22 protein-coding genes are annotated in these 21,635 nt (G+C 68.4%); 5 read left to right on the forward strand and 17 right to left on the reverse strand.

The features are described 5' to 3' along the window. Window positions 1-143 precede the first annotated feature (143 nt). Window positions 144-1,229 (forward strand): ADP-ribosylglycohydrolase family protein, encoded by a 1,086-nt coding sequence (locus VIK36_RS13420; protein ID WP_324642275.1) that lies wholly within the window; start codon window positions 144-146, stop codon window positions 1,227-1,229. Here the strand turns inward: VIK36_RS13420 and VIK36_RS13425 are convergent. Both VIK36_RS13425 and VIK36_RS13430 read right to left on the reverse strand, forming a co-directional pair. Then, window positions 1,210-1,689, reverse strand: coding sequence for a DUF4395 domain-containing protein (locus tag VIK36_RS13425; protein ID WP_255172566.1), 480 nt, complete (start codon window positions 1,687-1,689; stop codon window positions 1,210-1,212). The two genes, VIK36_RS13420 and VIK36_RS13425, sit on opposite strands and share 20 nt — an antisense overlap. A 77-nt stretch (window positions 1,690-1,766) precedes the next feature. Then, window positions 1,767-2,828 carry an exonuclease domain-containing protein gene (locus VIK36_RS13430; protein WP_324642276.1) on the reverse strand — a complete coding sequence of 354 codons (1,062 nt, stop codon included), beginning with the start codon at window positions 2,826-2,828 and terminating at the stop codon, window positions 1,767-1,769. An 82-nt stretch (window positions 2,829-2,910) separates the two neighbouring features. On the opposite strand from VIK36_RS13430, the gene VIK36_RS13435 reads away from it, so the two are divergent. Continuing rightward, window positions 2,911-3,705, forward strand: coding sequence for a VTT domain-containing protein (locus VIK36_RS13435; RefSeq protein WP_159635376.1), 795 nt, complete (start codon window positions 2,911-2,913; stop codon window positions 3,703-3,705). Between the two features lie 106 nt (window positions 3,706-3,811). Here the strand turns inward: VIK36_RS13435 and rdgB are convergent, their stop codons facing one another. The 6 genes from rdgB to clpS all read right to left on the reverse strand — a co-directional run bounded on the left by rdgB (window position 3,812) and on the right by clpS (window position 8,157). Continuing rightward, window positions 3,812-4,459 (reverse strand): RdgB/HAM1 family non-canonical purine NTP pyrophosphatase, encoded by a 648-nt coding sequence (rdgB, locus tag VIK36_RS13440; RefSeq protein WP_324642278.1) that lies wholly within the window; start codon window positions 4,457-4,459, stop codon window positions 3,812-3,814. Then, complete coding sequence (rph, locus tag VIK36_RS13445; protein WP_251046341.1) at window positions 4,456-5,214, reverse strand: ribonuclease PH; 759 nt, start codon at window positions 5,212-5,214, stop codon at window positions 4,456-4,458. Before rph ends, rdgB begins: the two co-directional genes overlap by 4 nt. 69 nt (window positions 5,215-5,283) lie before the next feature. Further along, entirely contained in the window at window positions 5,284-6,081 is a 798-nt protein-coding gene (locus VIK36_RS13450) for an MBL fold metallo-hydrolase (protein WP_324642280.1), read from the reverse strand. Beyond that, the gene (gene murI, locus VIK36_RS13455) at window positions 6,078-7,109 is read right to left on the reverse strand and encodes a glutamate racemase (protein WP_420716212.1); all 1,032 of its coding nucleotides are present in this window, start codon (window positions 7,107-7,109) and stop codon (window positions 6,078-6,080) included. Before murI ends, VIK36_RS13450 begins: the two co-directional genes overlap by 4 nt. 105 nt (window positions 7,110-7,214) lie before the next feature. Beyond that, a complete protein-coding gene (locus VIK36_RS13460) occupies window positions 7,215-7,781 on the reverse strand; it encodes a DUF2017 domain-containing protein (RefSeq protein ID WP_255172569.1) in 567 nt (188 codons plus the stop codon). Continuing rightward, entirely contained in the window at window positions 7,774-8,157 is a 384-nt protein-coding gene (gene clpS / locus VIK36_RS13465) for an ATP-dependent Clp protease adapter ClpS (RefSeq protein WP_324642281.1), read from the reverse strand. Before clpS ends, VIK36_RS13460 begins: the two co-directional genes overlap by 8 nt. 38 nt (window positions 8,158-8,195) lie before the next feature. On the opposite strand from clpS, the gene VIK36_RS13470 reads away from it, so the two are divergent. After that, window positions 8,196-9,524 (forward strand): nicotinate phosphoribosyltransferase, encoded by a 1,329-nt coding sequence (locus VIK36_RS13470; RefSeq protein ID WP_324642282.1) that lies wholly within the window; start codon window positions 8,196-8,198, stop codon window positions 9,522-9,524. Beyond that, complete coding sequence (locus VIK36_RS13475; RefSeq protein ID WP_255172572.1) at window positions 9,524-10,156, forward strand: isochorismatase family protein; 633 nt, start codon at window positions 9,524-9,526, stop codon at window positions 10,154-10,156. Before VIK36_RS13470 ends, VIK36_RS13475 begins: the two co-directional genes overlap by 1 nt. Window positions 10,157-10,160: 4 nt before the next feature. Here the strand turns inward: VIK36_RS13475 and VIK36_RS13480 are convergent, their stop codons facing one another. From VIK36_RS13480 to VIK36_RS13500, 5 genes are all read right to left on the reverse strand, one after another. After that, complete coding sequence (locus VIK36_RS13480; protein ID WP_324642283.1) at window positions 10,161-11,942, reverse strand: DEAD/DEAH box helicase; 1,782 nt, start codon at window positions 11,940-11,942, stop codon at window positions 10,161-10,163. Further along, window positions 11,942-12,280 (reverse strand): DUF3039 domain-containing protein, encoded by a 339-nt coding sequence (locus tag VIK36_RS13485; protein ID WP_324642284.1) that lies wholly within the window; start codon window positions 12,278-12,280, stop codon window positions 11,942-11,944. Before VIK36_RS13485 ends, VIK36_RS13480 begins: the two co-directional genes overlap by 1 nt. A gap of 109 nt (window positions 12,281-12,389) precedes the next feature. Next, window positions 12,390-13,169, reverse strand: a complete 780-nt coding sequence (nagB, locus tag VIK36_RS13490; protein ID WP_324642285.1) for a glucosamine-6-phosphate deaminase — start codon at window positions 13,167-13,169, stop codon at window positions 12,390-12,392. Window positions 13,170-13,190: 21 nt separating this feature from the next. Continuing rightward, on the reverse strand, window positions 13,191-14,762 hold the full coding sequence (locus tag VIK36_RS13495) for a transporter (protein ID WP_324642286.1): 1,572 nt from the start codon (window positions 14,760-14,762) through the stop codon (window positions 13,191-13,193). After that, window positions 14,744-15,538, reverse strand: a complete 795-nt coding sequence (locus VIK36_RS13500; RefSeq protein WP_324642287.1) for an ABC transporter ATP-binding protein — start codon at window positions 15,536-15,538, stop codon at window positions 14,744-14,746. Before VIK36_RS13500 ends, VIK36_RS13495 begins: the two co-directional genes overlap by 19 nt. Before the next feature lie 51 nt (window positions 15,539-15,589). Between VIK36_RS13500 and VIK36_RS13505 the strand changes: the two genes are divergently transcribed. Continuing rightward, window positions 15,590-17,467: a Na+/H+ antiporter gene (locus VIK36_RS13505; RefSeq protein ID WP_324642288.1), complete on the forward strand. Its 1,878-nt coding sequence runs from the start codon at window positions 15,590-15,592 to the stop codon at window positions 17,465-17,467. A gap of 10 nt (window positions 17,468-17,477) precedes the next feature. Here the strand turns inward: VIK36_RS13505 and VIK36_RS13510 are convergent, their stop codons facing one another. Genes VIK36_RS13510 through VIK36_RS13525 form a run of 4 tightly spaced genes read right to left on the reverse strand, consistent with a single transcriptional unit; the run spans window position 17,478 to window position 21,605 of the window. After that, window positions 17,478-17,756 carry a DUF3253 domain-containing protein gene (locus tag VIK36_RS13510; protein WP_324642289.1) on the reverse strand — a complete coding sequence of 93 codons (279 nt, stop codon included), beginning with the start codon at window positions 17,754-17,756 and terminating at the stop codon, window positions 17,478-17,480. Between the two features lie 28 nt (window positions 17,757-17,784). After that, on the reverse strand, window positions 17,785-18,882 hold the full coding sequence (locus VIK36_RS13515; RefSeq protein ID WP_324642290.1) for an NADH:flavin oxidoreductase/NADH oxidase: 1,098 nt from the start codon (window positions 18,880-18,882) through the stop codon (window positions 17,785-17,787). Beyond that, a complete protein-coding gene (locus VIK36_RS13520; protein ID WP_324642291.1) occupies window positions 18,882-19,877 on the reverse strand; it encodes a tetratricopeptide repeat protein in 996 nt (331 codons plus the stop codon). Before VIK36_RS13520 ends, VIK36_RS13515 begins: the two co-directional genes overlap by 1 nt. A gap of 51 nt (window positions 19,878-19,928) precedes the next feature. After that, window positions 19,929-21,605 (reverse strand): hypothetical protein, encoded by a 1,677-nt coding sequence (locus VIK36_RS13525; RefSeq protein ID WP_324645282.1) that lies wholly within the window; start codon window positions 21,603-21,605, stop codon window positions 19,929-19,931. Window positions 21,606-21,635: the final 30 nt, after the last annotated feature.

Here is a 21,635-nt window from a genome sequence, read left to right on the forward strand (position 1 = left end):
CCGCTTCCGTCGATGGTGGCGCCGGGCAACCCGAGCAGTATGCCAGCCCCGGCTGTGCGTTTGCTGGACGGCAGCTGTCCGCGGGGTTGCTCGACCACGGTATGCAGCACGGGCCTCCGGGCTGCGGACGGTAAATTTACTCCATGAGCTTCGACCACGGCACCCCCGCGCCCACCCTCAAGTCCCGAATCCACGGCTCCCTGCTGGGTGGGGCGCTGGGCGACGCCCTGGGCTACGCCGTGGAATCCGATTCCATCGCTGCGATCCGACAGCGCTTCGGGGCGCAGGGCCTGGCTGGCTTTGAGGACCTGCAGGGCCCGTGCCATTTTTCCGACGACACCCAGCTGACCCTGTACACGGTGGATGGGCTGGTGGAGGCACTGGAGTGGGCCAACTCCGGCGTGGGCGCGGACGTGAACGCCTGTCTTTGGCTGGCCTACCTGCGCTGGCTGGCCACCCAGGGTGAGGAGGCCGGGCCGTCCGCCCCGGCACCCCAGCCCCGCTGGATCGACGGCAACGAGGTGCTCCGGCAGCGCAGGCGTCCCGAGGAAGACTGCATTTCCGGGCTTGCCACCGGTGAGATGGGAACCATCATCCGCCCGGTGAACCCCGGAGCCAGGGGCGCCGGCACGGTGATGCGTTCAGCACCGTTTGGGCTGGTGCCGCACATCACGCCCGACGCCGTCTATAAGCTAAGTGCCGACGCCGCCGCCCTGACGCACGGGCACCCTTCAGCCCGGCAGAGTGCGGGCATCTTCAGCCTCCTGATCCACCGGCTGGTGTCCGGCGAGGGGCTGCGGGACGCCGCCGCCGGGGTTACGGCGCACGCCGGCGCCCTTGTGGACGTTGCCCCGGAGCTGCCGGAGCGCCTTGAGGCCGCCCTCGGGCTCGCGGACAAGGCGCTCGTCGGCCCCGAAGAACTGCTCCAGGTGCTGGGCGGGGGCCGGACAGCGGAGGAAGCACTCGCCGTCGCGCTTTATGCCGTCATGGCCGCTGCCCCGGCCGACGGGGCGGACACACAGCCCGTTGACCATTTCCGTCGTGCCATGGCCGTTGCCGTGAACCACAGCGGCCCCAGCGATACCGCGGGTTCGCTGGCAGGAAACATCCTGGGAGCCTTGTACGGTGAGGACTGCCTCCCGGCGCAGTGGCTTGAATCCCTGGAAGCGCCGGAGGTGATCCGCGGCATGGCCGATCAGCTGGTGAAGGTTACGACCGGCGAAGACTGAGGTTGTTGCAGGCTTCGCAGACGTCCTCCGGGATCACTCCGCGTCGCTGGAGAAACCCGAAGATGGTGCATCCCAGGCAGAACCCGGCGAAGGCCTCGAGCGAGGCAGCAACCACCAGGACGCCCAGGAGCGTCCAGGCTGCCGGTGCCGCACCGGCGGCGAAAAGGAGCAGGGCGGCGGTGGATACTGCCGCACCGATGCCCTGGGCGAAGCGTTTGGGCGGCCCGGGAACGAGCTTCACCTTTCCCAGCCGGGGGGTGATCACCTTGACCGACAGCAGGGCCAGGGGCGAAATCCGCGGGCCGAAGAGCAGTCGCAGCCAGAATCCGACGGCGATGGCCGCCAGCCCCCATCCTGAATTTGCCACCGCGGTGATGACGGCGAGCAGCACCACGAGCGCTGCCGTGGTGCGGGCGGCGTATTCGTTGACGGGGTTGGGAAAAGTGAACAGGGAGGCCATCCCGCAAGGGTAGGAGCCACCCGCCGGAGCGGCCAAGCTTTGTTGCGCCGGATGACTGTGCGCGGCCCCGCCGGGGATCAGGCGTTGACGGCAGGTGCGCGGGCGCCGGCCCAGGCTTCCCCGGGACCACCGAGCGGCCCCCGGGCATCCCCGCCGCCCACCATCTGCAGGAACTCCCCCTCGGACAGCACTTCAATGGCCTGCCCCCGGTCGTGAAGCTCCAGGACCCGGCGCGCCTTGCCGGTGAGCCTGCCCGAGCGAAGGTCCGAGGCAACAAACCCGTCTCCCACCACCAGGACGGTGGTCCGCGCGGTGACCCGGCTCTCGGTCCGCGCCCCGCACCGGGCCGACCGCAATTTGGCGTCCGGACGGTTGATGGAGAGCTGCCCGGTGAACACCACCGTCTGGGCGTACAACGGGTGCCCGGGCTCGGCGTCCAGGTTGGGCTCGGGGTTCAGTCCTTCCTCCGGCCAGCCGGACTGGAACCGGCGGACCAGGGCGGCCCCGTTGCCGGAGTTGCCTGCCAGCGCCGCGAGGCTGGGCTTTGACAGGTCGTCCGTGGCGGGGTCGAAGGCCTGCTGCCGTGGCATCGCCAGCCCCAGGGACAGGTAGAGTTCGGCGATGCTGTTGGCGCCGTTGCGGCCGGCGATGTCGACGAGGATGCCGGCGCAGGCACGGGCATCCTCCGCGGCGTCGTGGTGGTTGACCAGCGGGACGCCCGCTTCCTCGGCGGCGAAGGGCAGGGAATTGGACACCAGCGAGTAGCAGCGACGGGACAGCATGACGGTGCAGACGTAGTCGTAGGCGGGGCCGGGCAGGCCGGAGACTTCCAGCGCCGAGCGGATCACGCCGAGGTCGAAGGCGGCGTTGTGCGCGGCCAGCACGTCGTCGCCGATAAACGCGCCGATTTCGGGGAACAGGTCGCCAAAACGGGGCGCGCCGGCGACGTCAGCGGCAGTGATGCCGTGGATCCTGACGTTGTTGTGGTCGAAGGAGTCGTATCCCGCCGGCGGACGCATCAGCCAGGAGGCCTCCTCAACGATCCGGCCCCCCCTCACCTTGGTCAGCCCCACCGAGCACGGGGAGCCACGGAAGCCGTTGGCCGTTTCGAAGTCGATCGCCGTAAAGTCCAAACCCACGGCCCCTACCTTACCGCCGCGGACCCCCGGCCCCGGGGAGCACAGGCCCGTCAAGTACCCTTGAGGGGTGAACTTTCCTGTGATGAATGACCTCGCTGTGTCCATGCTGGGCGGTGCGGGACCGGTCCAGCCGAAAATGGCTTCCTTCCTGCCCGATTGGCTGAACCCCCAGGTCTTCCTGGCCGATCCCGCGCTGGCCCCCTGGGTGGTCCTGCTGGTGTGCGGCATCATCTTCGCCGAGACCGGCCTGCTCATCGGTTTCTTCCTGCCGGGCGATTCCATGCTGTTCACGGCGGGCCTGCTGGTGGCCACCGGCACCATCAAGTTCAACATCTTCGCGTTCGCCGCGTTGATCGTGGTGTCCGCGATCATTGGCAACCAGGCCGGCTACCTGATCGGATCCAAGGCCGGCCCCGCCATCTTCAACAGGCCCAACTCCAAACTGTTCAAGCGCGAAAATGTCGAGAGCGCCCACGCATTCTTCGAAAAGCACGGCGGCAAGGCACTGATCCTGGCCCGCTTCGTGCCCATCATCCGTACCTTCGTGCCCGTGATCGTCGGCGTGGCGCAGATGAGCAAGCGAAAGTTCTTCATCTACAACGTCATCGGCGCGGTGCTGTGGGGCGGCGGCGTCACGCTCCTCGGCTACCTGCTGGGCGACAAGGTCCCGTGGGTCCGCGACAACCTTGACATTATCTTCATCGTCATCGTGCTGGTCTCGGTGGTCCCCATCGGCATCGAGCTCCTGCGCGGGCTGTCCGCACGGCGGCAGGCGAAGGCATACGGCACCGACACCGTCGACGAGTACATCGAAGAACACGAACCGGAAGAGGAGCAGAAGACTCCCCGGAACATCCATCGCGGCCGGCCGGAGTAGCAGTCCTCCGCCCGCTCCCCACACCCAAAAAGGTGCGCACCCCGCCGGGGTGCGCACCTTTTTTGCTGGTTCCGTTCGGCGGGTTCCCGCGGCCCGGCCTCGTGTCCTAGCCTGCCGCCTCCAATGCCGCCACGATGGACGGCAGCAGCGCCCGGAAGGCCTTGCCGCGGTGGCTGATGGCGTTCTTCTCCTCGGCGGACAGCTCGGCGCAGCTGCGTTCCTCGCCCGCCGGCTGCAGCACGGGGTCGTACCCGAAACCACCGGCACCGCGCGGTTCACGCAGGAGGATGCCCTCCAGCTGCCCGTACTCCACCACCTCGCGCCCGGGGCCCTCCGCGTCCGCAGGCATGGCCAGGGCGGCGGCGCACACAAACGCGGCACCGCGGTGCTCGTCGGGAACATCGGACAGCTGGTTCAGCAGGAGTTCCAGGTTGGCGGCATCGTCACCGTGCCGCCCCGACCAGCGGGCGGAGAAGATGCCCGGGGCCCCGCCCATGACGTCCACGGCCAGGCCGGAGTCGTCGGCGATGGCCACCAGGCCGGTGGCCCCGGCCACCGCACGCGCCTTCAGCAGGGAGTTCTCGGCGAACGTCACTCCGGTCTCGACGACGTCCGGCGCACCCGCCGCAGCGGCGTCCACCACCTGGGTGTCGACGTCGAGCCCTGGCACCTGTCCGCGCAGCAGCTCACGGAGTTCGCTGAGTTTGCCTTTGTTGTGTGTGGCGAGCACCAGCCGGGGAGCCACACCGGTCACAGGGTGTCCGCGAGGGTCTCGCGCTGGATGGCAGCCAGCTGGGCGGTGCCCAGCAGCGCGAGGTCCAGGAGCTGGTTCAGCTCGTCCCGGTCGAAGGGCGCACCCTCAGCAGTGCCCTGGACTTCGACGAACTTGCCGGAGCCGGTGACCACCACGTTCATGTCGGTCTCCGCACGGACGTCCTCCACGTAGGGCAGGTCAAGCATGGGGACGCCGTCGATGATTCCCACCGAGACTGCCGCGATGGTGTCGATGAGCGGCTGGGCATTCCTGGCGATGAGCTTGGTGTCGCGGGCAAACCGGATGGCGTCGGCCAGGGCAACGTAGGCGCCGGTGATGGCTGCCGTGCGGGTGCCCCCGTCGGCCTGCAGGACGTCGCAGTCCAGCACGATGGTGTTCTCGCCCAGTGCCTTGGTGTCGATGATGGAGCGCAGCGAACGCCCGATCAGGCGGGAGATCTCGTGCGTGCGGCCGCCGATCTTTCCCTTGACGGATTCGCGGTCCGAACGCGTGTTGGTGGCGCGCGGCAGCATGGCGTACTCGGCCGTGACCCAGCCGCGGCCCTCGCCCTTGAGCCAGCGCGGGACCCCGGCGGTCAGTGATGCCGTGCACAGGACCCTGGTGTTGCCGAATTCGATCAGCGCCGATCCCTCAGCCTGGTTGGACCATCCGCGGGTGATGCTGATGGGCCGGAGCTGGTCGGGGGCGCGGCCATCGGCGCGCACAATGGGTACTGCTGTTGCTTCAGATGTCATGCCTTTAGCTTATCGAGTGCCGGTGCGGCAGGCAGGCGCTGTGGAATCAGGCGCTGGAATCAGGGGCAGCTAGATCGTGTAGTGCACGCCCGCCACGGCAACCGCAACGTCGCCGGGAAACACCGGGCGGGCTTCGGCCATCACGGTCGTCTGGGACGTCCACACCGGGATGTGGGTCAGCAGGAGCCGACGCGCGCCCGCTGCCGCTGCGGCCTCCCCGGCCCGCTTGCCCGTCAGGTGCACATCGTTGATGCCGTCATCACGGCCCTCTTCGAAGGCTGCCTCGCACAGGAAGATGTCCGCGTCCTTGGCGGCTTCCTCGAGCCCTGCGCAGGAATCGGTGTCCCCGGAATAGGTCAGGACCCGGGACACCGGGCTGCCGTCCTTGCCGGGCTCCACCACTTCCACCCGGAGGGCGTAGGCCTCCTCAATGGGGTGGTTGACGGCGAACGGGGTAATGGTGAACGGCCCCACGGTCACGGGTTCGCGTTCGGTCCAGTTGGTGAAGTCGAACTCTTCGTGCATGCCGGGATCCAGGGGCAGGCCGTAGGCGGTGGCCATCCGGTCTGCCGTGGCGGCGGGCCCCCACACGGGAATCCGGCCGCGGCCCCAGCCGCCGGGCTTCCAGCGGATGGCAACGTGCAGCCCGCACAGGTCCATGCAGTGGTCAGGGTGCAGGTGGGTGAGGAAGATCGCGTCGATGTCCTCCAGGTCCGTGTAGCGCTGGATGGCCCCCAGTGCCCCGCTGCCGAGGTCCATCACCACCTTCCAGGTCCGCTCGCCGTCGGAGGCGGTCAGGAGGTAGCACGATGCCGGGGAGCCGGGCCCGGGAAAAGAGCCCGTGCATCCCACGATGGTCAGCTTCACTGGGCGGACCCTCCGCCGCGGCGCGCCCCGGCAAGACCGCCGCCCACGAAGTTGGAGATCCGGGGACGGTTGCGCGCGCTTTGGGCGGCTGCAATCATCTCAGGGGTTATCCGGGCCAGGCTGCCGGTGGGGTACTGCGCGGCCACATGGTCCACGTGCCGGACTGACAATACTTCCGGTCCCAGGAACCGCCGGGCGAGCGCCTCGAACTGCCCGGCGTCACCGGTGGCGACGAAGTGGTGCTCGGGCGGAGCCTCCGAGGTGCGCTGCAGGTTGTGGGTGGCCAGGGCGCGGTAGACGTCCTTGGCGGTCTCCTCCGCGCTGGAGACCAGCGTGACGTCGGCGCCCATGACGTAGGAGATGACGCCCGTCAGCAGCGGGTAGTGGGTGCAGCCCAGGACCACGGTGTCCACCCCGGCGGCCTTCAGCGGTGCCAGGTATTCCTCCGCGACGGCGAGCAGCGCCGGGCCCGTGGTGATTCCGGCCTCCACGTAGCTGACGAACTCCGGGCACGCCACCGACGTGATGTCCAGGTCCGGGGCCGCGGCGAAGGTGTCCTCGTACGCGCGGGACCCCACCGTTGCGGACGTGCCGATCACGCCCACCTTTCCGGTGCGGGTGGCGGCAACGGCACGCCGGACGGCAGGCTGGATGACCTCGATGACGGGGATGCCGTACTTGGCGGTGTAGCGCTCCCGGGCGTCCCGCAGGACAGCGGCCGACGCCGAGTTGCAGGCGATGGTGAGCAGCTTGACGCCGGAGTCCACCAGTTCGTCCATCACACCCAGTGCGTTGGCCCGCACTTCGGCGATGGGGAGCGGCCCGTACGGCCCGTGCGCGGTGTCCCCCACGTAGAGGATGGACTCGTTGGGAAGCTGGTCAATGATGGAGCGGGCCACGGTGAGGCCGCCGACACCAGAATCGAAGACGCCGATGGGGCGGGCTTCCGGGGCAGCGGCCGGCAGCGCGCCTTCGCCGGAGTCAGGCTGCGTTTCTGCCGGTGGTTCCATGCTCGGGGCTGTTGTCATGATTATTCGAGGATAGGGGGTCCCGGAAGCGTCAGCCATCATCTTGTGTCCGGTAACTCATGTCTGCTGTGTCACAGCGCACGGCCTCCCCCGGGCCGCCGGAGCTCACCGCCGGGGTTCCATGGACTGCAGCATGGCCTGGACGAGGGACTCCTGCAGCCAGGTGGTGAAGTTGTACACCAGCGCCAGGTAGCTCTCCACATCCTCGGCCTGGGACCAGTCCTGCATGCGGTGGACGTGCTCGGCGTCTGCCTCGTCCCGGATGTCCAGCCGCTCCGCCAGGACCAGCCGCACGTCGTTCAACGCCATCGACCAGTGGCGGGCCCCCTCGGGGGTCAGCACGATCTCGTCCTTGTCCAGGTCCAAAGCAGCCGCGCGGAGGGCGCCGATCTTTGTTTCCCGCAGTGACCGCTCGGTGAGCTGGCGGAACTCAAGGGACGCGGCGCCGTCGTCCTTCACCACGTTGGGCAGCAGCCGCTTGACGGCACGGTCCGTGGGTTCGGCCACGTCCATGTCCAGGCCGATGAGTGCTGCCAGCGGGTCCTGCCCCGTGCGGTCCTCGGGCTGGAGCATTGAGACGACGTCATCGATGAGGCTGCGGAGCAGGTCCCGTTCAGCGGGTTCCAGGTAGCCCGTGATGCCTTTGAGCCCGTACTTGAATGCCTTAGCCACGCTTCCCCTTACCCTGGCCCGGACCGCCGGACTTGCCTGAATTGCCGCCCGTGCCGCCGGTGGCTTTTTCCACCGTGGCCCAGAGCCCGAAACCGTGCATGGCCACGGCGTGGCGCTCCACCTGTTCCTTGCTGCCCGAGGCAACGATGGAACGGCCCTTCTTGTGGACTTCCATCATGAGCTTGTTCGCTTTGCTTTCCGCGTAGCCAAAGTAGCTTTGGAAAACGTAGCTGACATAGCTCATCAGGTTGACGGGATCGTTCCAGATCACCAGGTTCCAGGGGATGTCCGGGGCGGTCAGGGAGTCGGTGGACTCTGCTGTGCCGGTCCGGATGCCCTCCTGTGTATCAGGGCCGGGCGCAACGCTTATGGTCATCTGTCCATTCTATGTGGATGCCCACTAGAGTGACTTTCGTGAGCACCTCAGCCGGCTGGGACCATCCCCGCACGTCCTTTTATACCGACCACTACGAGCTGACCATGCTGCAGGCGTCCCTCCATTCCGGGGCCGCGCACCGCAGGTCAGTGTTCGAGGCGTTCGCGCGGCGGCTGCCCGACGGCCGGCGCTACGGGATCGTTGCCGGCACCGGACGGCTCCTGGAAGGCATCGCCAACTTCCGTTTCGGCCAGGCGGAACTGGATTTCCTGGAGCGCACCCAGGTGGTCAACCAGGAAACGCTGGAGTATCTGGCCAATTACAAATTCTCCGGGGACATCTGGGGCTACGCCGAGGGAGAAGCGTATTTTCCCAACTCCCCCATCCTGGTGGTGGAGGCCTCCTTCGCCGAAGCCTGCATGCTGGAGACCTACCTGCTGTCCGTGCTCAACCACGACACCGCCATCGCCTCCGCCGCGTCCCGGATGGTCAGCGCTGCGGGCGGCCGTCCCTGCATCGAAATGGGATCCCGGCGCACCCACGAGGAGGCCGCCACCGCATCGGCGCGTGCGGCGATCATCGCCGGCTTTGACAGCACGTCCAACCTGGAGGCTGGCATCCGCTACGGCGTGAAAACCGTGGGGACTGCAGCCCACTCGTTCACCCTGCTGCACGACACCGAGCGGGAGGCCTTCGAGGCCCAGATTGCCTCGCTCGGCGCGGGCACCTCCCTGCTGGTGGACACGTACGACGTCGAAAAGGCCGTCCGCACGGCTGTGGAACTGGCGGGGCCGCGGCTGGGCGCCGTCCGGCTTGACTCGGGCGACCTGGTGGCCCAGGCCCAGTGGGTACGCCGCCTCCTGGACGACCTCGGCAACGAGCACACGAAGATCGTGGTGACCTCGGACCTGGACGAGTACGCCATCGCAGCCCTGCAGTCAGCCCCTGTGGACTCCTACGGCGTGGGCACCTCGCTGGTGACCGGTTCAGGCGCCCCGACGGCGAGCATGGTCTACAAACTCGTCAGCCGCACGGACGACGACGGCAACTTCGTCTCCGTTGCCAAGGCGGCCAAGAACAAGGCCAGCGTGGGCGGCCGCAAGTACGCCCTGCGGAAGCTGGACGAACGCGGTACCGCCACCGCCGAGGTGGTGGGAGTGGGCCACCGGCCCGAGGACGACGGCAACGACCGTGCGTTGCTGCAGCAGTTCATGAAGAACGGTGAATTGCTGCCGGGCTGGACCGGGCACGAAGGCGTTATGCGCGCACGGCAGCGCCACGCAGATTCCATGGCTGAGCTGCCGCCGGTGGTCAACCGCCTGCAGCGCGGCGAGGCCGCGATCCCCACCATCTACGAGGAGCACTGATGTCGCGCGCTTTGATCATCGTGGACGTGCAGAACGATTTCTGCGAGGGCGGCTCGCTCGCCGTTCCGGGCGGAGCCGCAGTTGCAGGCGCCATCACCGAGTACCTGGACGCCCACCACAGTGAATTCGACCATGTGGTGGCCACCCAGGACTGGCACATCGATCCCGGCAGCCACTTTTCCGATACGCCCGATTACAAGGACAGCTGGCCCCGGCACTGCGTGGCAGGCACCCGCGGAGCCGAACTCCACCCGGACCTGGACACGGAGTACGTCGATGCGTACTTCCGGAAAGGCCAGTTCGCCGCCGCCTACTCAGGCTTCGAGGGCCTGCTGGCACCTGAGGACGCCGTCCCCACCGGGGAACGGCAGCCCGGCGGCCTGCCCGGCGCCCAAGCCGAGCTGGAAGCCGATGAGGACGCCATCGGCCTCGATGACTGGCTGCAGAGCCATGACGTGGAGGACGTGGTGGTGGTTGGCATCGCCACCGACTACTGCGTGAAGGCCACAGCCCTGGACGCCGTCCAGGCCGGCTACGGCGTCACTGTGGTGCGGTCGCTGACCGCCGGGATCGCCGAGGACCTGGAAGACGCCGTTGCCGAGATGGAACTCGGCGGAGCGGACATCGCCTAGCGCGCTATTTGCGGCCCACGAACCAGTCCTGGAGCTTACGCAGCCGGGACTTCAGCTGCTCCTCGTTGGCCTGGGCCACGGGCGGGCCGCCACAGACCGTGCGCAGCTTGGTGTGCACCACCCCGTGCGGGGTTCCGGTCCGGGCAGCCCAGGCGGCCACGTTCTTGGCCAGTTCGTTACGCAGGTCCATCAGCATGCGGTGGTCCGGAACGGCAGGAACCTGCTGGGCGTCCGCGGCCGGGGCCTTCCGGTTCTTGCGGTTCAGCTGCTCATGCTGGCGCTGGCGCAGCAGCGTTCCCACCTGTTCGGCGTCCAGCAGCCCGGGGATGCCCAGGAAGTCCATTTCGTCGTCGGACCCCACTTCGCCGCCGGTGCCGAACTCGCCGCCGTCGAACAGCACCCGGTCAAAGGACGCCTGGGAGTCCAGCGCTTCGAACTTGCCCTTCGTGAGGCTGTCGGAGGCCTTCTCTTCGCGGTTGGCCTCGTCCATCAGCGAGTCTTCCGGGTTGAAGAGGCCGTCGCCGTCTTCCTTCTCGGGCCGGTCCAGCGCGTGGTCCCGCTCCATCTCCATGGAGTTGGCCAGCGCCATCAGCTGCGGCACGGAGGGCAGGAACACCGACGCCGTTTCGCCCCTCTTGCGGGCACGCACGAAACGGCCCACGGCCTGGGCGAAGAACAGCGGCGTGGACGTTGACGTGGCGTAGACGCCCACGGACAGCCGGGGCACGTCGACGCCTTCGGACACCATGCGGACAGCCACCATCCAGCGCTTGTCGCCGGCGGAAAATTCCTCGATCTTACTGGAGGCCTTGGCGTCATCGGAGAGGATGACGGTGGGCGACTCCCCGGTGATCTTCTTCAGCTGGCCTGCGTACGCACGGGCGTCCTCGTGGTCGGTGGCGATGACCAGGCCGCCGGCATCCGGCACGGTGCGCCGGACTTCGCTGAGCCGCCTGTCCGCACCGGCCAGGACAGCGGGGATCCACTCCCCTGCCGGGTTCAGGGCGGTCCGCCACGCGTGGCTGGTGATGTCCTTGGTCACGGCCGCCTCGCCCAGGGAGGCGGCCATTTCCTCGCCCGCGCTGGTCCGCCAGCGCATCTGGCCGGAGTAGGCCATGAACATCACGGGCCGGACCACGTGGTCGCGGAGGGCGTTGCCATAGCCGTAGGTGTAGTCAGCCTTGGAGCGCCGGATGCCGTCACGGTCTTCGGCGTACTCCACGAACGGGATGGGTGAGGTGTCCGAGCGGAACGGCGTACCGGTCAAGGACAGGCGGCGCACCGCAGGATCGAATGCCTCGCGCAGGCCGTCGCCCCAGGACAGCGCCTCGCCGCCGTGGTGGATCTCGTCCAGGATCACCAGGGTGCGGGCAGCCTCGGTCTTGGCGCGGTGCAGCAGGGGTTTGCTGGCCACCTGCGCATAGGTGACGGCGACGCCAATGAAGCCGCGGCCGTGCTGGCCGTCCGAGTTCTTGAAGTTGGGGTCGATGGCGATCCCCACCTTGGCGGCAGCATCCGCCCACTGGCGCTTCAGGTGGTCGGTGGGGGCAACAATGGTCACGCGGTTCACTGCCCCGGAGTCGATCAGCGTGGAAGCAATCCGCAGCGCGAACGTTGTCTTACCTGCACCCGGGGTTGCTACCGCAAGGAAGTCGCGCGGACTGCTCGCAAGATAGCGGTCAAGGGCTTCCTGCTGCCAGGCACGGAGTTTCGGGGCGGTTCCCCAGGCTGCACGTTCCGGGTAGGCCGGAGGCAGGGTGGGGCCGCCAAAGAGCGTCTCCGTCACTACTTGTTGTTGCCCGAGCCGCCCGGACCCTTCCCGCCGTCGCTGCCCGGGCGGAGGCCATCATAGACTTCCTTGCACTCGGGGCAGACAGGGAATTTCTTCGGGTCCCGGCCCGGGGTCCACACCTTGCCGCACAGGGCAATGACGGGCTCCCCGGTCATGGCGGACTCCATGATCTTTTCCTTCCGCACATAGTGCGAGAAGCGCTCCCGGTCCCCCGGCTCCACTTCCTGGCGCAGTTCCTCGCGCTCAATGGTGGCCGTGGACGTTCCAGCCCCGGAAAGCTCGCGCATCGGGTCGTTTTCGAGAGGGTCCGTCATGCTAGTCATGGCATCCATCTTAGCCGTTCCCCCAGCCTGACGTTCGACGGCGGCACGCCCGCGCCGGGGTCCCGCACCGGCCGCCGTCGTACTTTTGGACGCCGTCACGCCGCTCCCGCAGGCGCCGTCACAGCCCCTGCCAAGCGGGCTTGTTCTCGTACGTGTGGCGGTAGAAATCCGCAAGCTTCAGGGCCGAGGCGGCCGCCTCGTCCAGCAGGACCGTGGCATGCGGATGGAACTGCAGCACCGACGCGGGACAGATGGCGGCCACCGGTCCCTCCACGAAATCGCGGACCGCCTGCGCCTTTTGCGCCCCTGTGGCCAGGAGGACCACGTGACGCGCCGCCATGATGGTGCCCAGCCCCTGGGTGAGGACGTGGTGCGGCACCTCCGCCAGGTTGGTGAAGAACCTGGCATTGTCCCGGCGTGTCTGCTCGATCAGGCTCTTGATCCGCGTCCGCGACGCGAAGGAGGAGCCCGGTTCGTTAAAGCCGATGTGCCCGTCAGTGCCCACGCCCAGCAGCTGCAGGTCCACGCCACCGGCTGCGGCGATGGCCCGTTCGTACGCCTCGCAGGCAGCCGGGATGTCGGTGGCGGTTCCGTCGGGGCCGTGGACATTCTCCGGTGCGATATTCACGCGGTCCGTGAATTCCCGGCGTATCACCTCCCGGTAGGACTCGGGGTGGCCGGCAGGCAGGCCCACGTACTCGTCCAGCGCAAACGCGGACGCCCTGCTGAAGTCCAGGCCCCGTTCATGGCGCGCGGCAAGTTCGTCATAGACGGGCAGCGGCGATGACCCCGTGGCCAGGCCAAGGACCGCGTCCGGCTTGCGGCGGACCAGCTGTTCAATGGCGTCTGCCGCAAGTCTTCCGATCTGCCTGCTGCCGCCGAGTATCACGACTTCCATGGTGCTCCTTTCCTGGAACTGTCAGCGGTTGACTGTGACCTGCGCCAGGAGTTCCGGCCCGCGGGCCTCCAGCCACCTGCCGCCCAGCCGGACGCCGGCCCCGAAAAGGACCAGGCCCAGGACGGTTCCCACCGCGAAGTTGAGCCAGCCGAACAGGATGTTGCCCGTCACCGCCTGGGCAACCAGCAGCGCGGCCTCCGGCAGGACCAGCACCATCAGGACCAGCATTCCCACGAACTGCACGGCCAGGGTCTGCCCCACGTTGCCTGGCGGTTTCTTGAACGGGCTGTCCCCCGGCAGCGGTACGTTGACGGTGTACCGGGCCGATACCACCGAGGAAAGGCCCAGGCCGGTGAAAAGGATCCCCAGGCTGAGACCCAACTGGCCGGGCAGTGCCGTCCAGTTACCCGTGAAGGCGGCGTAACCGACCGAGAACACCAGCACCACGGGCAGCGCAAAGGTCATGCACGCCAGTGCCCGGCCCAGCCGGTCCGCCACCCCACGGACACCGGTGGCCAGGTGCAGGGCAAACGCGGTGTTGTCATAGGAGACGTCGGCGGAGATGGACCATGCCAGGATGAAGGCGGACACCGGGGCAAGGAAAGCCAGGCTGCCATAGCTGCCCGTCTGCGTCCCCTGGAACGCCAGGACCACCGGGAGCAGCGGGATGACCACCAGGGAACCCGAGTACCGCGGGTCCCGGAGCCAGTAGGTGAGCGACCTGGCCATCACGGCGCCGGCCGGGGTGGGCGGCAGGACGCCGAACAATCCCAGCCTGCCGCCCCTGCGCTTCCCCGCGCCGGCATACGGCGGGGTGACCAGTGCCCGTTCGAGCAGCAGCTTCCAGCACCAGGCCAGGGCGCCGAGGACCGCCACCGATACCAGCAGCTTCACCGCGGCCTGCCCGGGCCGGCCCGACGCGATGTCGCCGCCGAGTGACCATGGCGCCCCGAGCGGCGTCCAGGACAAGGCCCGGGCGAACTCGGGCAGGAACCCGGTGGATGCCGGGATGCCGCGGCCAACCCCTGCCACGATGGGGCCCAGCAGGACCAGCGGCACCATGAACGCAATGGCACTGATGTCCTTGAAGCGCCGGGAAGCCGCCAGGCTGGCTGTTGCGGTGGTGACCACCTTGGCCAGCACAATACAGGTCATGACACCCAGGCACGCCCCGGCCAAAGCGGCGAGCGCGGGGAGCACGCCCCGGGACCAGGTGACTACCGTGGACAGTGACACCAGTGCGGTGGCCAGGCCCGGGATGCCGATCAGGCCGCCGAGGGCAAGGCCGGCGAGCATCTGCTTCATGGGGATCGCAAAAGTGGTGAAGCGGGCCGGATCGAGTGTCATGTCCGTGGCCGATGCCACCACCGGAACCACGGCCCAGCCCAGGACCGCGGCGGAGCCGCCCAGGACCACGGCAGTGTGGGCGGTGACCGGCCCGGCGTTGCGCAGCAGGACAAGGGCGATGACCAGCGTTGCCACCACGCCCAGCGCGTAGAGCCCGGCGATGGCCATCCCCACCAGCTGCCAGGGGCTGCGGCGCAGTCCGTTGCGGAGGAGCGTGAGTTTAAGCCTTAGAAGCTGCGCAACCATTCCAGCCCCTCCGTGTGGCTGTGGCCGCCGACCAACTGCACGAACCGGTCCTCGAGCGAGGCACCGGCGCGCACCTCATCCACCGTGCCCGCGGCCAGCAGTCGGCCTTTGGCCACCACCGCCACGTGGTCGCACATCCGCTGTACCAGGTCCATTACGTGGCTGGACACGATGACTGTTCCGCCGGAGTCAACGTAACGGTCCAGGATTGAGCGGATGTTCGCTGCAGACACGGGGTCAACCGCTTCGAAGGGCTCGTCGAGGACCAGGAGCCGCGGGGCGTGGATGAGTGCAGAGGCGAGGGCGATCTTCTTGGTCATGCCCGCCGAGTAGTCCACCACCAGTGTTCCGGCGTCCTGGCTGAGGTCCATGGCGGCCAGCAGCTCCCCCACCCGTGCGGCCACCACGGCCTTGTCCATGCCGCGCAGCAGTCCGGCATACGTAATCAGCTGCTCTCCGGTCAGCCGGTCGAAGAGCCGGACTCCGTCGGGCAGGATCCCCATGAGCCGCTTCGCTTCAAGGGGGTGCTGCCAGACGTCGACGCCGTGCACCACGGCGGTGCCGAAGTCCGGGCGCAGGAGGCCGGTGGCCATGGACAGCGTGGTGGTCTTGCCTGCACCGTTGGGTCCCACAATGCCGAAGAATGAACCCGCCGGGACTTCCAGGCTGATACCGTCCACCGCGATCTTGCCGCCAAACCGCTTGGCCAGCCCGCGGATGGACAGGGCCGCCACGGGGCCGGGATTCAACGCCTGGTCAGGCATGGGAGCAGTCATGGTGCCAGCCTAGTCCGCGGGCCGTCGCTGCGGGGGTGCGAAACTAACTTCATGGACATTGCCCTGGGCCTGCTGGTAATCGTTGCGGTGGTGTGCGCCGGCAGCGCGGTGGGGCGGAAGCTCAATCTCCCGGTTCCCCTGCTCCTGGTCATGGCCGGCGTGGCGGGATCCTTCCTGCCGTTCATCCCGCTGGTCGAGCTTAATCCGGAACTGGTCCTGGTTGGCCTGCTGCCCCCGCTGCTCTACGCCGCCGCGTTCCGCACATCGTTGTTCGACTTCACATCGAACCGCCGGTCCATCGGGCTCCTGTCCGTGGGCTATGTCATCTTCGGCACACTGGGGGTCGGGGCGGTGGTGTGGTGGCTGTTCCCGGAAATCCCGCTGGCCGCCGCCATTGCGCTGGGCGCGGTGGTGGCTCCCCCGGACGCCGTGGCGGCCACCGCGATCGCGCGGAAGGTGGGCATGCCCCGCCGGATCGTCAACATCCTCGAGGGCGAATCACTGGTCAATGACGCCACGGCTCTGGTGTGCCTGCGGGCGGCCGTGGCCGCCATCGCTGGTTCGGTGTCCGCGCTGGATGTCGCCGGCGGCTTCGTGCTGGCAGCCGGCGGAGGACTGGTGGTGGGCCTGGCTGCCGCCTACGTCCTGACCGAAATCCGGAAACGGATCAGCAACGTAGCCATCAACACCTCAACATCGCTGATGGCCCCCTTCGTTGCCTTCCTCCCGGCCGAGGCCATCCACGCCTCCGGTGTGCTCGCCGTCGTCGTGACCGGCCTGGTAATGGGTACCAAGGCGCCGTCCATGCCCAACGGAGCCGCGCGGCAAAGCGCCCGCAGCAACTGGGACACGGTGCAGTTCCTCCTGGAGAACTCCGTATTCCTGCTGATCGGCCTGCAGGTGCGGACCATCATCGACAGCGTCCAGGACGATTCGCTGGGCGCCGGCCGGGTATGGCTTGGCTGCGCCGTGATCCTGGTGGCCGTGCTTGTGCTGCGGCCCATCTGGGTCTTTCCCGCCACGTACCTCCCCCGCCTGATTCCTTCCGTGCAGCGCAAGGACCCCGCGCCGCCGTGGCAGTTTCCCGCCATCGTGTCCTGGGCGGGCATGCGTGGCGTAGTCACCCTGGCTGCCGTGCTCACGCTGCCCGATGACCTGGAACACCGCAACGTCCTGGTCCTGGCCGCCATGGTGGTGGTGGCCGGCACCCTGGTGCTGCAGGGCTTTACGTTGCCGGCCCTGGTCCGCGCCCTGGGCGTGCCCGGGCCGGACAGGCGCGAGGACGCGCTGAACCAGGCCTCACTGATGCAGCTGGCCACCACTGCGGGTATGGAGCGCCTGGAGAAGCTTCGGCGGGACAGCGATCCCCCGGAGGTCATGGACATGCTGCGGCGCCGGACCCAGGAGCGGGGACTGGCAGCCTGGGAACGCCTGGGCAGGCCCGCTGCAGAGGCGGCCACCCCCAGCCAGCGGTACGCCCAGCTGCGGATGGCCATGCTGGAAGCCGAACGGGAAAAAGTCCTGGAACTCAGGCGGGGCGGCGACTTTGCCCATGAGGTCCTCAGCGAAGTCCTGGAGCGGCTGGATGTGGAAGAGTCCATGCTCGATGCCTCCCTCAACGAGCTGGACTCCGCTGCCGGCGGCGGTGGCGGTGAAGGGCTGTCCCAGCCCGGCGGCGTCTGCGACCACCTGACGGCGGCCATGCCGGCACCGCTCCCCGGCGACCCGGCATGTGCAGGCTGCGAACGGGAGGGCACCACACCGGTGCACCTGCGCATGTGCCTTGCCTGCGGACACGTTGGCTGCTGCGACTCCTCGGCGGGACGTCACGCCAGCCGCCACTTCAAGGAAACCGGCCACCCGGTCATGCGCAGCATCGAACCCGGCGAAGAATGGCGCTGGTGCTACGTGGACGACCTTCTGGGCTGACAGCCGGCCTTCACAGCGCCTTGCGGATCCGGATCGGCCCCTTTGCCGTGGCGGGATCGACGACGGACCCGCCCTGGGTGATGTGGACCTGGCCGGCGTCAACCAGGCGCCGCGCGGCTTCGCGGGCCGGTTCCATCAGGTGCCGCCAGTCGTCGCCGCCCACCGCCCTGGCGGCATCGGACGGGCAGATGGTGGACGTTGCCGGCCGGGAAGCCAGCAGCTCCAGGATTTTCGCTTCCAGCTGCCGCCCAACCGGGGTGTGCGGGCCATCCCCGCCAGCGTGTGCCATGCCTGGCTCCGTCTTCACGGGATGGGGCTTAGAAGGTCCGCCGCGGGATGGCCCGCTCGTACTGGGGCGGCCAGGCCATGTCGTGGCCCAGTTCGAAGGCGGCCCGGAGCCACCAGTGGGGGTCGCGCAGCGCGGCCCGGGCAATGAAGACGCCGTCGGCCTGGCCGGTGGCGACCGCGTGCTCCGCCTGTCCCGGCGTGGTGACCAGGCCCACCGTGCCGGTGGCGATTCCTGCCTCCCCGCGGATGGCGGCGGAGAACCCGGTCTGGTAGCCCAGGCCCGGCTTGATCTGCTGGTGGGCCACCGCCCCGCCGCTGGAAACATCCACCAGGTCCACGCCACGGCCAGCCGCCTGGCGGGCCAGGCGGACCGAGGCTGCCTGGTCCACCCCGCCCGGCGCCCAGTCGGTGGCCGAGATCCGGAGCAGCAGGGGCATGGAATCGGGAATCACGGCGCGGACTGCATCAACCACGGCCAGCATCAGGCGGTTGCGTCCGGCCTCGTCCCCACCCCACTCGTCGTCACGCTGGTTGATCAGGGGGCTCTGGAACTGGTGCAGGAGGTAGCCATGTGCCCCGTGGATCTCCATGGTGTCGAACCCTGCGGCCACCGCACGTTCAGCAGCGGCGGCAAAATCGGCGATGACGCCGTGGATTTGTTCCACGGTCATGGCGGCAGGCGCCGCGTAGCCCTCGAACGAGGTGGTGGACGGACCAATGGTGTCCCACCCGCCTTCGGAGGCGGGAACAGTGCCGTGCCGGCCGGAGAACGGCCAGAACGTGGACGCCTTCCGGCCCGCGTGCGCCAGCTGCACGCCGATTTTGGTGCCGGCAGTACCGTTCCGGTGGACGAAGGAGATGATCCGTTGCCAGGCCGCCGCCTGCTCATCGTTGTACAGGCCGGCATCCCGGGGGCTGATCCGGCCTTCGGCGTTCACTGCCGCGGCTTCCGTGAGGATCATCGCCGCGCCGCCCACGGCAAAACCGCCCAGGTGCACCAGGTGCCAGTCGTTCGGAACCCCCGGGGCGGCGTCGGGATCGCAGCTGTACTGGCACATGGGCGAGACCCATCCCCGGTGCTGCAGCTCCATGGACCGCAGCGCCAGCGGCTGGAACAGGGCCGGCACTAGAACAGCACCCGGGCCAGCGCCTGGCGCGCCTTGGCCACGCGCCCGTCACCGGCGCCCACCACCTCGAAAAGTTCCAGCAGCCGCACCCGTGCGGTTTCACGCTCCGGACCGAAATTCCTGCCGATGAAGGCCACCAGCCGGTTCAGTGCGTCCTCCACATGGCCGCCGGCCACATCCAGGTCCGCCACCCCAAGCTGGGCGTCCAGGTTGTCCGGCTCATTCGCCGCCAGCGTACGCAGCGCTTCACTGTCCTGGGCCGACACTGACTGCAGCCGGTGCATCAGCTCCACCTGCGCCAAGCCGGCCTTGGCCTCGTGGTCCGACGGCATTTCCTTCAAAGCCTGGCGGTAGGCCTCGGCCGCGGCGGCGTAATCGCCGGCTTCGATGGCGTCGTAGGCCGCCTGGTGCAGCGGCGGCAGCGGCGCCGGCTCCTGCTCAGCGGCACCGCCGGCGTCCAGGCTTCCGGTGACGCCGTTGGCCGCGGCCACCTTGAGGAGTTCGTCGAAGAGGCTGCGCACCTGCTGCTCCTCCGCAGACCCCTGGAAGAGCGGTACCGGCTGCCCCTTCAGGACGGCGACGGCAGTGGGGACGGCCTGCACCTGGAAGGCCTGGGCAAGCTGCGGGAAAGCTTCGATGTCGGCAGCGCCCAGGACCAGGCGGCCGCCGTAGCTGGCCACGACGCGGTCGAGGGTCTCCACCATCCTGCCGGACTCCGGCGAGTAGGAAGCCCACAGCGCGAACACCACCGGAACCTGCGCGGACAGTTCCACCAACTGCTGGAAGTTCGCTTCGGTGACGTTGACCTTGAGCTCAGGTCCGCCTGCCGCCGCGCCCGGCTGCCCTTCCTGCGCCGCCCCTGACGGCGCGGTGCCGGACGGAGCTGTACCGGAGGGAGCTGCGGGGCGCTTCAGTGAGGAAAGGTCGACGGCGCCGCGCAGGTTAAGCAGGTTGGCAGCGGCAGGAGGGACTGGGCGGGAAGCTGGCGAACTCATGTTTCCCACTCTAGCCACTCCGGCCGCTGCCGGTGGTAATGCAGTCAGGCGCTACTTGAAGCTGGCGCCGACCAGGCCGCGGGTGGCGGCAACGAGCTTCATCGGGCCCGTCGATCCTGCCGGCGGCACGTAGACAGCCATCGATTCGGCGAAGTTCAGGACCATGCCCGTAGTGGTTTCCTTGCCACCGGCCAGGGCTGCGGCGTCGTCACCGATGCTGAGCTTGTCGCCGGCAGCTTTCGGGGTGCCTTCGAAGCCGAAGTTGATCCGGCCCAGGACCAGTGCCCCGCCGTCGGAGGTCCGGAACACCACGGTGCTCTCGGGTACCACCTTGTGGGTGAAGGAGAAGTTGCCGTTCTCGCCGGCCTTGACCACCTCTGCCTGGTAGGACAGGGTGTCGGCGATGTACGGCGAGGAGTCGCCCTCGACCAGCTTGTCCTTGAACGGCGAGTCCGCGGACGTGAGCCTGTCGGCCAAGCCGGACATTGCTTCCTCGCCGCTGTAGAGCAGCCCGGACTTGTCCGACGCTGCCAGGGTGTCGGTGCCACCCCGGCTGATGTTCGGGAACGTGGTTCCCGGCTGCAGGGGCGTGGTTTCCATGAGCTTGTAGTTCTCGCGGGGCGACTGCTGGACCAGCGTCAGGATCTGCGGGACAACGTTGCCTTCGCCCTGGGTCACGGCCAGCACCGAACGCGGCCAGTCACGGTCGCTGGTGACCACCGTGGTCAGGAGCTTGGTGGAGCGCACGGGCATGCGCGGCTCGTAGGAACCCACCTGGGAGCGGATCTTGTAGTTCTGGGTGCGGATTTCCAGTTCGGGGCCGGCAACGCGGTCCGCGAGCTTGGCGGCGTCCTTGGCCGCGTCCCCGGCGTCGGTGGCGCTGGAGACCTGCTCCAGGATCCGGCGGAATTGTGCGTCCAGCAGGACAGGCGATCCTGCTGCTTCCTTCGCCGGCGATGAGGCACTCCCGGAAGGCTGGGGGCTGGGGCTGGCGGCCTGGGCGGCCGTGCCGGATGCAGCCAGCACTGCTGCTGCCACACCGGCTGCCACCATGGTGACCTTGGAGGACGACGACGGGTCCTGGTTCTGCGCCTTCCGGGCACGGGCGCGGGCAGCGAAGCCGGGGTCGCCGCCGCCTTCGCCCTCGCCTTCGCCGTTCTTCCGGCGGGCGGAGAGCAGCGCGAGGACGATTCCGCCCACGATCAGGAGGCTGCCCAGGACCATCAGCGGAACAGCCCACGGAGTGGACGTGTCATTTGGGAACGTCATGGACACGGTGGCCGGCGCAGGCTTGGTGCCGTCGGAGGCGAGCAGGAGGCTCCAGTCGCCGTCGGCGGGCGGGGTCCAGGTGTATTCAAGCTCGCCGCTGGCGTTCTCGTTGGACACCCAGAGGTCCGAACCTGCCGGGTTCGGTGCGGTGCCTTCGCCGTCGGCGTGCTCGACCTGGAGGGACTTTTCGTCCTCGGACACCCCGGTGATGGTGTTGTGGGCTGTCTTGCCCACCCAGGCGTCCACGTCATCCGGCCGGCCGGAGGCCAGCATGAAATTTCCGTCGCCCTGGATGTTGATCTTGACCGTCCCGCCGTGCAGGGTGCGCAGCTTCTGGTCAATGACGGTCAGCGGCGCAGCGGCGGCGTCGGCTGGCGCGGACGCGGTGAACGTCTCGGAGGGAGCCCAGATGGTTCTCTGGCCGATGCCGGCCAAAAGTGTCAGGAGGCCGAGCAGCACAAGTGCGGCTGCAGTCTTTAAACGCAAGGG

The organism is Pseudarthrobacter sp. LT1 (assembly GCF_035621795.1).
GTDB lineage: Bacteria > Actinomycetota > Actinomycetes > Actinomycetales > Micrococcaceae > Arthrobacter.